The organism is Dysgonomonas sp. GY75 (genome assembly GCF_015234155.1).
GTDB classification, from domain to species: Bacteria; Bacteroidota; Bacteroidia; order Bacteroidales; family Dysgonomonadaceae; genus Dysgonomonas; species Dysgonomonas gadei.
This window is the reverse complement of sequence record NZ_JADCLQ010000004.1, coordinates 57,324-71,715: the sequence shown is the minus strand read 5'-3', so window position 1 is coordinate 71,715 and position 14,392 is coordinate 57,324. Positions and strand designations below refer to the sequence as shown.

Sequence of the window (14,392 nt, the reverse complement as noted above, 5' to 3'; positions counted from 1 at the left end):
GCAATTTGTTGTCAGGTTTCAGAGGTTAGCTTTTTTATCGTTTCACGCCTGTTTTAATATTTTAATTAGAAGCTTGAACTCAATTCGAATACGAATAATTTTGAAAATCAGCAAATTATACGAAGTGATAAATAAGCAGGTATTCTTTCATTTAACCATATTCAAATCTGCTAATCCGCTAATTGACACATTATCCGTCACTTTTCACTTTTAGTTTTTCACTTTTTCATTCTCCTATCGGCACATCCACATTATCGAAATCGTCGACCGAGGTATCAAATCCCCCGCCTTCGCCGGGTTGCGGCTGGTCCGGGCCAACCACGAGCCGCCCGTCGTTATAGAGGATAATATCGAACCCTCCGTTTTTGCGCCGCCATGCGAGTTGCTCCTCACGCGTGCCATACTGCCCGAGGGCCCCGGCGATCTGTTCGCGCACGCCGTCTTCCCATTCTCCGCCCCAATAACCGGTATAGGACTTCTTCTGTGTATTAGATGCCTGTATATAAAGTATATTCCTTATATTATCGATGTCTGCGGGACCAAAGGTGCAGAAGGTTCCCATAACCCAGCCGCCAGTCCAGCCGCTGGCCGCATCGTCCCAGCCCTCGGGCCAATCCTGCAGATTGGCGTTTCCGGGAAAAATACTGTTCAGCAGGGATTGCGTCCAATTTATTTTTTGTGCATCGGCACGCCATTGCACGCGTCCCGTCCTTTGCCCGAATATGACGGTGGACGGAGTGCTGACCGGTTCTCCGGCGGCCATCCTGTAAGCGCCCGCCATGCCTGTGACCGCGCCCCGGACTGACGATATATAGGCTGCTCCCTGTACATCGTAAACAAGGAATGTAAATTCCCTGAGCACGTTATGGGGGTAAAAATGCAGGACAAGCGTATCACCGGCAGGCGGTTGGACAACACTGAATTTATCATCATTGCGCGCCACATAGAAAGTATAAGGGTAAGGCTCGGCTACAGCGGGTTCACCGCTGCTGGTCAATCCACCGGCCGGAACACTGTAGGCTTCGATGAGGCCACGGTCGCTATCGTTACGTATATAGATGTTCTCATTGCCGTAATAGTCATAGCTCATTGTATAATAGTCAACACCCCGGGGCAGTAACATCCCGCCGCCATCCGCAGGCAGGAGGCTTCGTACGGGTTGGCCTACACCTTCCCACGGAAACAGATGTACAGCCATTCCTTGCGGGGGCTTATCCTGTGGGGGGATACCGTCCCAGTGTATGTCGACCCTGATAAACAGGTTTCCGGTTTCAGTTTCACAAGGGTCGTCCTCGCTGAGTTCGCGCAGGCAACCGGTGAGCAGCAGGCAGAATATAATCAACAAATTAGCATATTTGAAGATTGGCAAATGGCGCGAAGCGACGAAATCATTTGCGAATTTGCGAATCTTCGAATTTGCTAATCGTTCCCTGCACAAAGCGGCCTTTTCATTTTCAACTCTGCTCATTTTCATATTGACTAAATATTTCACATTTCATTTTTACTAAAAAAAGAGCTATACGGGCTATCGCAGCTGGCATAGCCCCCCAAACATTATAAAAACTACACATTTCCTTAGGCTTAAAGCCAATACCTCTTATCACCAACGCCATAATAAATCAGCACGGGATACACGTTAAAAAAAACCACCTGCTTATTATAGCCCCTGTTTTCATCTTCTTTCCCTGCATTCTTAATTTTCTTCATTTGCTAATCTGCCCATTTTATTATCTGCTAACCTTCACATTAGCTGATTCCCACTTTTCACTTCATTCATTGGCACATGGCACATTAGTATATTAGCTCATTGGTTTTCATTTGCTAATCTGCTAATTTGCTAATTTTCAAATTGTCCCATTCCGAATTTATATACCAGCGATATTCCTACTCCCGTAGGCCCCCAGTAGTGCCTTTGCCCGGTTTTGCGTTCCGGATAGCAATCCGTACAGCGGCTGCGGTTGTATGTATGGTACTCCCCGGTTAAATAACCTGCGTTTATACTGAACTCCATGTTCAGCTTTGCGGACAGGGGTAAGGAATAACCATATACCGCACCGGCCGACCAACTCCAGTGGCTCAGGTAGCCGTAAGCGTCGAGGCTTTTGGTAAACAGCCGCAAGTCGTAAACCCCGCCTGTGAAGTACAGTCCCGCGAAATGGCCGTTCAAAGGATTGCCTTGTTTACCACTCCACCACCGCCTTACTTCCAGGCCTGCGTAATTCACCTGGTGGCTCCAATACTTCGGGCTCTTGGTGTCCCATTTGCTGAAAGCCCCGTTCAGGGTAACCGACCAGTCCCCGGCAAAAGGCAACTCTACCGAGAGGTTGGGCAGCAATGCCAGGTCGTAGAGCAGGTTGGTCTTTAGCGCCAGACGGAGCGGGGCTTTGCCGGTTACAGCCTGTAGTTCATCTACGGGTACAACATGCACTGTCTCTTTTTCCATATATACTGTATCACTTACCAACGTATCCTTATAGATATAAATCGTGTTGCGGTAAACGTTTTCGGGCAGTGACGGCAAGGTTGTCAGGCTGTCTTCTGCCAGGCTTTTAAGCGGGCTACCGTTTCCCCTGGGGATATAACTGCCGTCTTTCATTTTCAGACGCACCGACGCGTATTGCAGCAAGTCCCACATCTGTTTTTCAGTAAAATTGCGGCCGCTCTGCCGCAAAGCCTCATAGCCCTGCCAGTCGATACCCACAGGCTGTATTTCCACCGGATAGCGTTCGGCTACTGCACGGTGCTGCCAGCGCAGGTAGGTGATCATCGACCGGGAGCGACGCTGCGCCAGCCCTTGATTATACTCTTCACTACCCACCGGCGAACAACCGGCGATGATCTGGATCGTATCGATGCCTGCAACCACCTGCTCTATACGCAACAGGGAATCCAGCCTATCGAACATTTCGCGATTGCCGGCATAGTCGCGAAGCAGGTCGGAACGGTCGAATGGAAAATAATACACTTTCGGCCCATAGGGGTCGACGGTAACGGCAGGGAACTCCTGCGCACACGTTAACGCCGGCGACAGGGCGGACAGCAAAACGGCGATCATCAGCAATGGATGCCGCAGGCTACCCGGGCTTATGTCTGTTCTCTTTTTCATATTTTATGTAGTATGTTATATCGCGTTATCCCTGTCAGGCGCCGTGTATTAATTTTGCAATTAATAAATTGGCTCCGGCAAATCGATGGCATTGTCAAATTGATTTTAATTTCCACTTTATATCGGGACTCCACCACGTCAGAAACAGGTGTAAAAACCGGGACGCGCCAAAATGATAACCGACAGGCGGATGTTCCTGTTAAATGGTTAACCGGGACAAAATTTATGCCGGTTGGGCTGTTGGGAAACCTGCAGTCACAGAAATCCGGCTGAAGCGTATGTAAAACGGTGGATACAGGCACAGAAAAACGCCAAATTAAAGATGCCGGCAACAGCATGCTTAATTTGGTGTTTACAAATATATAGATATATTTCAGGTCAGGCGCGCGTAACATGTACCTACCTGTAATTATGGGTAAGGTTAGTCTCTCTAACAAAAGAAAACTAACTTTCAAATTTTCAGGGGGGAAAATGAAAGTGTATATCATAGAAAAAACGATGGATAATCCTCTAAACCTGTCTGTTCTATTCATAGAATTTCATTAAAAAAAATACAAAGGCCCACCCGTACGAAAAGGAAGCCTTCCTGTCTGATAAGTGTAACCGTTACAAAGAAAGCACCATCATATTCTAAAGGATTCCGGCATTTTCAGGTACCTAATACATATCAGTATAAAGTAACAATAAAGGTAGCTGTCAACGTTCAAAATACCGTTACCTATTTTTATCTATTTCTTATCTATTTTGCAACCGTACATATTTCTCGTATTTACTCGGTGGGCGTTATTAAAGTACCCGTATCCCCATAAAAGTATAAACACGCCGGGTCAGCAGGCCTGACAAAACGGTGCTTTTAGGGGTCATGGCACGGTATGGCCTCTATACTCCTCCAGTCCGGATATCGCGTTGCCGCCCGGTCTTATGTATTAGTTCTGTATTTCATATTTAATTCATAGTAAGTATTCGGCAGACTGTGCAAAAACCCAAAACATCCCCCATGTTTATCCCTGGATAATTAGGTAATCATCTGTTTTTTTCGTAAATTTATAGATATTCAAATCATCCGAACAATGGATCATATCACAGGTGCAGATCGCAATCAACTCCAGTTTGTCTCATTGGAACAAATGGTTTCCGAAGACTCTTGGGCTCGGGTAATTGACTTGTTTGTAGACATATTACCTATGAAAAAGTTGGGGTTTAAGAATCCCGGTACAGGAAAGGAAGGACGGCCATCTTACAATCCTTCTATGTTGTTAAAACTTTACTTATACGGTTACAAGCACGCTATCAGATCTTCCAGAAAACTTGCGCATTGCTGTACCATAAATGTAGAGTTATGGTGGCTGTTACACGGATTAAAACCTTCTTTTCGCGCAATAGCCTATTTTCGGAAAGAAAATGCTCAAGCATTCAAGGCAACTTTCAGAATGTTTGTACTCATGCTGAAGGAACTGGAATTGATTCAGGGGGAGACGATAGCTATTGATTCATTCAAGATATTTGCTCAAAACAATTTGAAGAATAATTTCAATCAGAAAAAGATAGATCGTCATATTGAGTATATCGACAGTAAAGTGGAAGAATATGAAGCACAGTTGAATGAATCTGATGCAGAAGAACGGAACGTATTGTTAAAAAAGAAGATTGCAGAAAAGTTGTCCAGCCGCAAAAAATATAAACAACTTGCTGAAAAACTGAAGCAAAGCGGCGAAAAACAAATCAGTCTTATTGACCCGGATGCACGAAATCTTCTATCATCCAAAAATATATCGGGAGTAGGCTATAATATTCAGGCTGCGGCCGACGCCAAGTATAAACTTTTGGTACATAACCACATTGGCGAAAGTACCGACAAACGAGAACCGGCCAGGACGGCATTATCTGTACAATCCCTGCTTGGTTTAACACACCTTAAAACACTAAGTGACGCCGGATATACCACCGGCGACCAACTATACATGTGCAAGCAGGCCGGTATTGTTACATACTCTTCTCCTATGCCAAGCACATCGCCTTATGTTGACTGTTATCTGTTGTCCCGTTTTATATACCATAAAGAAGGAAATTATTATATATGTCCTTCCGGTGAGAAAATGATTACTCATGCCGGCTGGTCGCACCGCCCTAATTACAGGTCAAGAGTTTATAAAACAAAAGCCTGCATAGACTGCTCCCTGCGGGAGAAATGTACTAAGAATAAGATTGGACGGGTAATAGAGCGGAGTGAGTATCAGGATATTATCGATGAGAATAACGGCAGGGTTATACTAAACCATGATTACTATAAGCTTCGCCAACAGATAATAGAACATCCCTTTGGTGTTCTTAAACGTCAATGGGGCTTTACTTATACTTTAATGAAAGGTAGAGTAAATGTATTAAGCGAAGTGAATATAATGATGATAGTATATAACCTAAGGAGATGCCTGTCTATATTGGGGATAGAGGGCTTAAGAAATAGGTTGAAAGGCCTTATGGAGCCTTTTTCAAAAATAAGTTGTGTGTTTTGTTCACTTATTATTATGTTATGTCCGTTTGTTACGAAAGAACGGAAGAAAAAGTTCATTTTGGAATATGCCAATTATTATACGCTCTAATATAATCCATTTTTTTAGACAGTTTTTGCACAGTCTGCCGAAATATTACACTATTTCTGCATTTCCATCCAATAATTTTTCGACTATCGCATAATGCTTTTTATCAAGCATCCCTCTGGATCAGTTTCGATATTATCCCAATCTATCAGTTCATCCATTACATAATTATTGGTTTTGAAGGGTAATACTTTTCCTACGATTTCAATATCCCTGACAAACTCTTTGGGGATACCAGCCATCTGAGGTATAGATTGATAGTTGTGTAATGTGTACGTTTTTAATTGATTACGGGACTTATTCATATTTACAGTTAAATCATTAAGCTACACTCACTTATATTCCAAGTGCAGGTATATTGAATTTGTTTTATGTTATTTTCGAGCGTACAGAAGGCATCTGCTGAATATTCATAATCAGTTAAGAGACAAGAAAGCAAACCTGAATAGAATTCAAGCCATATCAGATAAGGGTTATAAAAAAGTTGATCTTACCTGCAATAAAATATGTCACAACGATATATTGACTATCATATCCGGAACAAACACAGGTATAGCTAAAAGAATGCTATTGCGTTTGTATAAATGATTCCGGATTGTAAATATACAAAAAATAATCGGGGTACCGATTACAAAAACAGAAAACGGGTAAGAAAATCTCCTACCCGTTAACTATAGTATTTGATTAATAGCGATTTCTATTATATCCATCGTTTCCGCCCCGGTTATTGTATCCGCCGCTGCTTCTTTCGGTTTTTGGGCGTGCTACGCTTACGCCAATAGTCTTTCCTTCAAAATCGGTGTCGTGTAATTCCGATATGGCATTTTGCCCTTCGGTATCATTTGGCATTTCTACAAAACCGAATCCACGAGACCTTCCGCTTTCTCGGTCTGTTATAATCTTTGTAGATTCAACTTCACCATACGCTGCAAATAATTCCTGTAAACTCTCGCTTGTTGTGCTAAAGTTTAGATTTGATACATAAATGTTCATTCTTTTTCTTAATTAATTTAAGTTGCTATTTATATTTTGTACAATTTATCAAACGTATAAGCCCAAATGAACATAATGATTTTAATCAAAAACCCTGATTTAGTGACTACATGAATCTTTTTAGGCAAATGTTTGGCGATATCGGAGAACGCGGTTTCCACCTGCTTTCTGCCGATGGATATAAGATACTCGGTACAGGGATTATGCGGATGTCTGGTATTGCTTTTACGGTTGGCAAGCAATGTTATTCCATTCTCCAAGAGCATCTCTTCCATCAGATAATCGGTATATGCGGAATCTGCCAGAATCTCACTTCCTTCAGGCAGATTTACAGGCAGTTGCCTGAGTCCATCCAGATCATGTTTGCTTCCGGCAGTGAAAGTAAATTCCACGGGACTGCCACCCGAAGTAACTATCATATGGACTTTGAACCCATAGAACCAACAACGCTTGGATACACAACGTCCCCTGTACTCTTTTCCTCTGACAATCCGGGAGTTCGCGATACGGATATTCTGACAAACACTTACAGGAAAACTGTCGATGCTATAAACGGTTTGAAGATTCAACTCTTTTACGGCTTGTCCCGTGTAAAAGAACAGTTCGCTAAGGAGTTCCCCGATTTGATGCATCCGCCGGTTGAAGCGGCTTTTACCAAGAATAGCAGGCATCAGGCTGGTACATCGGACAAAGCAAAGGGACTTTTCAATATTGCCCGCAAAGTACTGGGCAGCCAACAAGATGACTGTGATTACTTCTGCATCGGTCGTTTTACGTCTTTCCGGCTCTTTATGATTCATAGATTTCAATATATCGTCAAAAAATACATATATTGCAACGGTTTTATTAACCATGGTCAGTCCTTTTTTGTGTGTTGGCACCGCAAAATTATAGGATTGGTCTTTTTTATTACAATACTTTATAAATAGCAACTTAAATTAATTAATTATTATTGATTACTGGCCGTCCTTATTGGCAAGAGTAATCCTTACGGCATTCATGCCTTTTTGACCACGTTCCAATTCGAATGTTACCATATTTCCTTCTGTAATGGAAGCCGGAGCACTACTTACATGGAAAAAATATTTATCCGTACTTCCTGTATGCTTTATAAAACCATATCCCTTATCGGGGTTAAAGTATTCTACACGCCCATTCAATATAGGATCTTCCATATCTTCTTTTTTCGGTGTAGAAACAGCTATATTTTCGATCTTGATTTTTCGTTTATTAGTGAGATCCGGGGGAGTACTGGTTATAACTCCGTTTTCATCCACATAAGCAATCATATCCTCAAAAGAATCGGCCGGATTATTTTTTCTTTCTTCCAGCTTTTGCTGTTTCTCTTTTGTTGCTTCTTTTTTTCTATTTCTTTATACTATACTTGACCAAAATGAAGAGAAGAATAAGTTGAATCTTGATTTTAACGAATTATGGATCAATGTTGAATAAAGATTCCGCTTTTCGCTGCATCTCTTTCAGGATAACCTTACCTCCGTTGATACTCTGTAATGAATAATTGCTGTATATTAGTTCCGCAAGGTCAACTTTCGATGCTGTCCATAACATGCGCGAGCGGTCTGAAACCGGCATCTTATGATCCAGTTTATCTAATTGTTCGGTCAGATATACTTCAATCTTATCCTTTGCAAGGATTCCATCTTAAAATCACAAGGCGGAGAGAACCGCGCATCCCGCTCGAAATAAAGATCATCCGAATCTGGAGAAATGCTGGACTTGCCTCTTTAAAGAAACAGATTTCTTCCCTCTCGTCTTTAAATACATATGACCCGGTAAATTTTTTAAGTCGTTTAAATACATTTCTCAACAAAAGGATAGCTCGTTGTGTCATGCTTAAAAGAGCTTCTTCTTTTTCCAAGACATGAAGCTGGACTTCTACTTCCTGCTTCAACAGATACATAAAATTCGTCATAAACTATAAGATTTAGTAAATAAAACAATTGCAGGTTGCAACCTCGATTATTGCAATCTGCTTACTTATATCTTATAGTATATTTAATATCTTTAAATTATCTGGTCATTCATTCTCTATCCGGTTTTCCGTCTATTGTCCTTACCGAAAACTCGCGATACTTAAACAGTTCTGCAATACCGGTCAATTGCTTTAACCTCAGGATTTCATCCATGTCCATCCCGATATGTTTTGATATCCATGTACCGGATTTTCCTATGGAGATCAGCTCCCTTACTATTTCCGACATCAGGGTTATGTCATGGGTGCCCCTGGCCCGGTTATGGCGTATGGTTGAAGCCATCCTTTCACTTAATTCCCGCCTGGACTCACGTATATAAGTCACAGGAAGCCTGCCATATGTACTTTGGGATATCTTCCGGGACTTGCGCTCAGCCTTCCTGCGGTGAAACCCGTCCACGATCCGGATGATATCCTCTTCCGGACTGCCGACAACAGGCATGGTATAGCCGTCTTCCTCAATAGATGTAACCAGCAGGGCCATTTCCGGCGGGGCAACACTGTTCGGGTTATAGTCGTTGCCTTCTATGTTTTCCGATCTTTCCCATGCGACGAAGTCTACCGGATGGTGTTTCATCGGGCTCACTTCATGCAACATTGAGCGGACATAATTCAGGGTGTCTATTTTTTCATCCGTATCTTTAATGTCTTTTATATACCGGCATATAGATGCAGTCATTTGTTGAAAAACGTAATTTTCTTCATTTTGATTTTTCATAGCATTTCTTCGTATTTCCGGATCAATTCCTGTTGCCTTAATATCTGCTTCTTTGTCATCGAGAAGGACAGTGTCCTGCACGTAATATCATTTTTAAGAATAGCCATGCACATACGTTTCCACGAGAGGAAATCCGTTTTGTTATCCAGGCCGGGCAATGCATCCGGTATGGTCTTGAAACGCACGACATATTTGTCACCCTTTCCCCGTTTGCTATACTGCCGGGTATTGACGATCATATCCGGGTCCAGTTCGAGGATGTCTTCTTCGCTGACGGGAGAACCGGTCCTGTTCCAGTAACGGATAAACTTGATGAATTTGGCCGTATATATCCTGCGGGTTTCTCCGGGAAGTGTTCTCAGCAGGAATTTGCAGTAGCTTTTCCATGTATGTCCCCCGGGGAGGCTTATCCTCCCGGCTCCCGTCGCTTTGGTCCCGCAATAGATATTCCCGAAGTTGGCTCCGCTGACACGGTCTACTACTCTTACCCATGTTTCGGGCTCCAATACTTTGAAAAGGTTTAGCCCGGCCTTTTGCTCATCCCCGTAAGGCTCGCATATCCGCATCCTGGACAAAGGGACTCCCGCCATATAAAACAGGTCATAGATACTATTGTAGGGCTTGCGGTACTTACCGTTGTATGTCCAGATATCCTCTGTGCGCCAGTCGCAGATGGGGTAAAAATTATAGGTCTTGTCCGATATCCGGGTTGAGTAGCTTTTATCCTTATAGGAAAGCTTATCCTTCCGGGATACGGCATGATAACGGTTCAGGCTTTCGTCCGCCCGGATACCTATCAGGCAGGCAGTCTTTTTACCCCCGTGCCGCCGGGCATACCAATCGCCGAACAGAGGAGTGAACTCTTCGAAAGTCATATTCTCCCTGTAAAAATCAAAGGGATGATTATCCTTATTGATAATGAAGTCATGTTCGGGCATCGGACGCACCCATTTATCTTTTTTGGCAGGGTCCCAGAAAATCCAGAATGGCTCGTACATGGAAACCGCATTGGTAGTTGTCATCGGAAGGCATACCCAATAGGGCTCGATAAGGTCAAGGTTGTTGAAGTACATCCGCTCTATAAAATCGACGGTTCTTTTATAGGAAGCTTCCACATCCATATACAGCACACCGATTTTACGCTTTATCCCGTGCCGGCGCATATAGTCGAGGACAATATTGAGCATCACGCCGCTGTCTTTGCCTCCCGAGAAAGCAACGTATATATTCTCAAATTCCGAGAATATATATCCGGTACGCTCCAGGGTAACCTCATAAACATTCTTTGCGCAGCCGTTCATATGATCTTTGCCATTTTAAAATACTTCGTCCATTCCTTTTCTACAGAGAAGCCCATTTCTTCAAGGAGAGGCCGGTCCGAATTGTCGGCAACGAAAGTAACGGGCGTCCCTTTCTCTACATCCATCAGGGCGCGTTCTATCAATATCCGTAACAAGTCCTTATCCTGCCAGGTAAAGTCATTGCACAAATGGTCGTTCACAATGGAAATGAATCCGGTAACCATATTCTTCCCTTTGACGGAAATATACCAAAGGTGGTCTTCTGTGTTTTTGAAAGGGTAGCCTCCGTTCAGGCGGATAACTTCCGGGTTCATCACAAAAGGGGCGATCAGTTCATACAGGCGGCCATCCGTACCCCAAACCTTTTCTATCCTTATTTCATCGTTGTTGTGTGTCATATGTATAGTTTATAAGCTTTCTGCAAATTCTCTCAGTTTCTGCCGGTCTGTAAACAGCCGGTTGACCTGGTTCGCCAGTTTTTCCTTGCGGGACAGGGCCTCCACGATCTTCCTGTCGATCCCGCTATTGGTTATAAAGCGTTTTACCGGGGTATCCCGGTCCGTGTCATTTTCCCTGATATAAGCGAGTTCCCTCCTGTAATTCCTGTACCTGAAAGAGAGGCTGAAGAAAATGATTTCGCATTGCGCCCCGACTCCTTCCAGGCATGTCTCCTGTATGCCCAATGTGGAAATAAGGTATTTCTTATTATTCCGCATAAACTGTGTCCTCTCGGTTCTCCTGTCGCTTCTGTTCCTGCCACAGAAAACAGCGCAGGATTTCCGTCCCCAGAAGCTTGTCAGCAGGTCCACTTCAAAGAGGTACTTGCAAAAGATAACATACCTGCATTCCCTGCATGCATGTTTTTTCAGCAAAAGCAATTTATTGGTATTGTAATAATGATCCTTTTTATGGCCTGTGGAAATATAACCGCACGCGATCCGTTCCATCTCTCCCATGATCCTGAAAATATCATATACCTGTATTTCATATTTTTCAATGAGTAAGAGCAGTTCATTCTTTTTCCTGCTGTAAGATTCTTTTTGAGTAGGAGTCAGCTCACAGATGTAGGTCCTGACATCCGGCTCGGCTTCCGGGGCTCCTTTCTCATCGACCGGGTAAGTATAGGGTTCTGCCAGTCCAACCAGATACGACAGGTTTTTATATCCTAATATCTGCTTGCCATCGACTCCTCCGTAAATAATATGCTTCCGGGAAAAATCGTCCCACCGGTAATATCCGAGTATATCCTTATTCAGTATCCGGTACTGCATATAAATATCATGGATGTTATTCACAATCAATGATTCGGTCATCAACAGTTTATAGTTGCACCGGTCGGCAATATCCATCATGCGCCGTGAGCGTATGGCGTCAGGAGATTTGAACAGATGGCAGTCATCGATTACAAGCATAGTCCGGCTATCTACGGATTTTAATAAGCTTTCATAAGCCTGTATGTTAAAACTTAAACTTTCGACCGGGATAAGGGATACCGGAAGGCTTATCCCCGGCCACTGCCTCTCCATCTCTTTTTTCAAAAGGGGAACCTGTACATTCGGTAAGAACAAGTATAATTTGTCGATCCGGTTATTCCGGTAACGTATCCAGGCAAGGGATAGCGACAGGAACCATTTATCCCGCCACCTCCCCGACAGTAAAATGGATACCTTCATGCCGCATAGGAAACGAAGGGCATTCTCATAATAAGGGATAAGGTTTTCTATGGCAGGGATGAGTTTATCCCGCAGGCGGGTAGCCAGGGGTATATTCCGGTATATCAATTCACAATCGAATATGATCTCATGGAATTGCTCTTCAAGTATCTGTTTAATCCGTGCAGCTTCCTGTCTGCACCATGAAGGGGTATAATCATTCGAAGAAATAGCCACATTGAGCCTCAATCTGTCGTTTACAATCTCGAAGTAGGCTTTTATCCTTACCCTGAACGGGGAATAATCCAGCTTGTAAGGGATATATACGCGACAACCCATATAGTTATTATGATAAAGTTTTGAACCCTTTATCCGGTTTGATAATTCTATAAGAAATTGTGGTACAACCATTAGTTTATAAGTTGTGTAATTGCGAACAATCAAATTTACGGGATTTTTTATTTAAATACAGTTTGTTAAAATGAATATTTTATCGAATATTTATTTTAATTAACATTATCATAAAATTCTATTCAGCGACCATTTTATTATCCTGTATTTGTTAAATGGTCTCTATGATAAAATACCATTGCATAATTATCCGAGGGCTGCTTTTTCTCTGTTTTTATATAAAAGTGGGCTGCCTTTCCTTATCCCGGGACAAACAACCATGATGAAGATAAAGAATCCCTCCGGAATAAACGGGGAAAAAGGCGACATTTATTTGATAATGTTCATAGATTAAATGAATTGATTGCTATCTTTCCGGCAGCCATCCGGTTTGAAGTAACCTTACATGAAAACATGATAAAATAGTTCCAAAAGTATTTTATTGATAATTTATTGTAATAAGAAAAAACATTTTGCTAATTTTAACACAAACTAATTAATTATGTATCTTAAGAATAGAATTTTATATATTATCATTTTTATTTTGGTCGGAGCTTCATGCAGCGCACAAAAACTACAGTTGAAAATACTCCAGTTCAATATCTGGCAGGAAGGAACAATAGTCCCTGATGGGTATAATGCGATTGTGGATCAAATATGCGAGTCCGGGGCGGATTTTATTACACTCAGCGAAGTCCGCAATTACAAGGATACCCGGTTCTGTGACCGTATAGTTCAGTCGTTAAAAGAAAAAGGCCATACTTTTTATTCTTTCCTCAGCTATGACACAGGATTATTATCCAGATACCCCATAATCGATTCAACAACAGTATTTCCCTGTATAGACGACCATGGTAGTGTATACAGGGCTTTAATAGATATGGACGGGCAGGAGGTCGCCCTCTATACCGCTCACCTTGATTATTTAAATTGTACTTATTACGATATCAGGGGTTATAGCGGCTCTTCATGGAAACCAAGGAAACCTCTGACGGATATGGATTCCATAATGATGAATAATGTGGAGTCGAAACGGGATAATGGTATCCAGGCTTTTCTTGAATATGCGAATCAGGACAAATCTAAAGGACGTATTATACTGCTTGGAGGAGATTTTAATGAACCTTCTTTTTTAGATTGGACGAAAGAGACAATGGATTTATTTGACCATAACGGATTAGTTGTTCCATGGACCGTAAGCACAATGCTATATGCGAATGGCTATGTGGATGCGTACAGGGAATTATATCCCGATCCGGTAACACATCCTGGCTTTACCTATCCAATGGATAACCCGCTGGTTGAGGTAAAGAAATTGACATGGGCACCGGAAGCCGATGAGCGGGAGCGTATTGATTTTATTTATTATTTGCCATACAAGGGATTGGAGTTAAAGAATGTCGTAATATGGGGTTCTGATGGTTCTATCTGTCGGAGCGAACGTATTAAAGAGCATACCCTGGATGCCTTTCACATATCCGGAAATAACTGGCCATCCGATCACAAAGCTGTATTGGCAACATTCAGCTTAAAGAGAAAATAGAGTAGAATTAATAAAAGAACCTTAGATTTAATCAATAAAAAAAGAAAATATAAATTGGCATTGGATGAATAAAGAGTAAAATCGTAAGACTGCATACTT

15 protein-coding genes are annotated in these 14,392 nt (G+C 42.4%); 2 read left to right on the top strand and 13 right to left on the bottom strand.

Annotated elements, in window-relative coordinates:
* Window positions 1–226: 226 nt before the first annotated feature.
* The 3 genes from IR083_RS03870 to IR083_RS03865 form a co-directional block, all read right to left on the bottom strand.
* A complete protein-coding gene (locus tag IR083_RS03870; protein WP_194223307.1) occupies window positions 227–1,468 on the bottom strand; it encodes a DUF5119 domain-containing protein in 1,242 nt (413 codons plus the stop codon).
* Window positions 1,469–1,581: 113 nt separating this feature from the next.
* Complete coding sequence (locus IR083_RS24765; RefSeq protein ID WP_262893152.1) at window positions 1,582–1,707, bottom strand: hypothetical protein; 126 nt, start codon at window positions 1,705–1,707, stop codon at window positions 1,582–1,584.
* Between the two features lie 130 nt (window positions 1,708–1,837).
* The gene (locus IR083_RS03865; RefSeq protein ID WP_194223306.1) at window positions 1,838–3,055 is read right to left on the bottom strand and encodes a DUF3575 domain-containing protein; all 1,218 of its coding nucleotides are present in this window, start codon (window positions 3,053–3,055) and stop codon (window positions 1,838–1,840) included.
* A 1,121-nt stretch (window positions 3,056–4,176) separates the two neighbouring features.
* Between IR083_RS03865 and IR083_RS03860 the strand changes: the two genes are divergently transcribed.
* A complete protein-coding gene (locus IR083_RS03860) occupies window positions 4,177–5,706 on the top strand; it encodes an IS1182 family transposase (RefSeq protein ID WP_242052355.1) in 1,530 nt (509 codons plus the stop codon).
* Window positions 5,707–5,789: 83 nt separating this feature from the next.
* Here the strand turns inward: IR083_RS03860 and IR083_RS03855 are convergent, their stop codons facing one another.
* The 10 genes from IR083_RS03855 to IR083_RS03810 form a co-directional block, all read right to left on the bottom strand.
* Complete coding sequence (locus tag IR083_RS03855) at window positions 5,790–6,008, bottom strand: hypothetical protein (RefSeq protein ID WP_242052354.1); 219 nt, start codon at window positions 6,006–6,008, stop codon at window positions 5,790–5,792.
* 379 nt (window positions 6,009–6,387) lie between these two features.
* Window positions 6,388–6,696 carry an RNA recognition motif domain-containing protein gene (locus IR083_RS03850; protein ID WP_194223305.1) on the bottom strand — a complete coding sequence of 103 codons (309 nt, stop codon included), beginning with the start codon at window positions 6,694–6,696 and terminating at the stop codon, window positions 6,388–6,390.
* A 29-nt stretch (window positions 6,697–6,725) separates the two neighbouring features.
* Window positions 6,726–7,550, bottom strand: coding sequence for an IS982 family transposase (locus IR083_RS03845; protein ID WP_194223304.1), 825 nt, complete (start codon window positions 7,548–7,550; stop codon window positions 6,726–6,728).
* Between the two features lie 102 nt (window positions 7,551–7,652).
* The gene (locus tag IR083_RS03840) at window positions 7,653–7,985 is read right to left on the bottom strand and encodes a cold-shock protein (RefSeq protein WP_410492846.1); all 333 of its coding nucleotides are present in this window, start codon (window positions 7,983–7,985) and stop codon (window positions 7,653–7,655) included.
* A gap of 142 nt (window positions 7,986–8,127) precedes the next feature.
* Window positions 8,128–8,301 carry an RteC domain-containing protein gene (locus IR083_RS03835; RefSeq protein ID WP_242052357.1) on the bottom strand — a complete coding sequence of 58 codons (174 nt, stop codon included), beginning with the start codon at window positions 8,299–8,301 and terminating at the stop codon, window positions 8,128–8,130.
* 34 nt (window positions 8,302–8,335) lie between these two features.
* Window positions 8,336–8,629: a hypothetical protein gene (locus IR083_RS03830; RefSeq protein WP_194223303.1), complete on the bottom strand. Its 294-nt coding sequence runs from the start codon at window positions 8,627–8,629 to the stop codon at window positions 8,336–8,338.
* A gap of 109 nt (window positions 8,630–8,738) precedes the next feature.
* Window positions 8,739–9,407, bottom strand: coding sequence for a ParB N-terminal domain-containing protein (locus IR083_RS03825; RefSeq protein WP_410492845.1), 669 nt, complete (start codon window positions 9,405–9,407; stop codon window positions 8,739–8,741).
* A complete protein-coding gene (locus IR083_RS03820; protein WP_194223302.1) occupies window positions 9,404–10,708 on the bottom strand; it encodes a DUF3440 domain-containing protein in 1,305 nt (434 codons plus the stop codon). Before IR083_RS03820 ends, IR083_RS03825 begins: the two co-directional genes overlap by 4 nt.
* Window positions 10,705–11,106: a hypothetical protein gene (locus IR083_RS03815; protein ID WP_194223301.1), complete on the bottom strand. Its 402-nt coding sequence runs from the start codon at window positions 11,104–11,106 to the stop codon at window positions 10,705–10,707. Before IR083_RS03815 ends, IR083_RS03820 begins: the two co-directional genes overlap by 4 nt.
* 9 nt (window positions 11,107–11,115) lie before the next feature.
* The gene (locus IR083_RS03810) at window positions 11,116–12,699 is read right to left on the bottom strand and encodes a hypothetical protein (protein WP_194223300.1); all 1,584 of its coding nucleotides are present in this window, start codon (window positions 12,697–12,699) and stop codon (window positions 11,116–11,118) included.
* A gap of 553 nt (window positions 12,700–13,252) precedes the next feature.
* Between IR083_RS03810 and IR083_RS03805 the strand changes: the two genes are divergently transcribed.
* Window positions 13,253–14,293 carry an endonuclease/exonuclease/phosphatase family protein gene (locus IR083_RS03805; protein ID WP_194223299.1) on the top strand — a complete coding sequence of 347 codons (1,041 nt, stop codon included), beginning with the start codon at window positions 13,253–13,255 and terminating at the stop codon, window positions 14,291–14,293.
* Window positions 14,294–14,392: the final 99 nt, after the last annotated feature.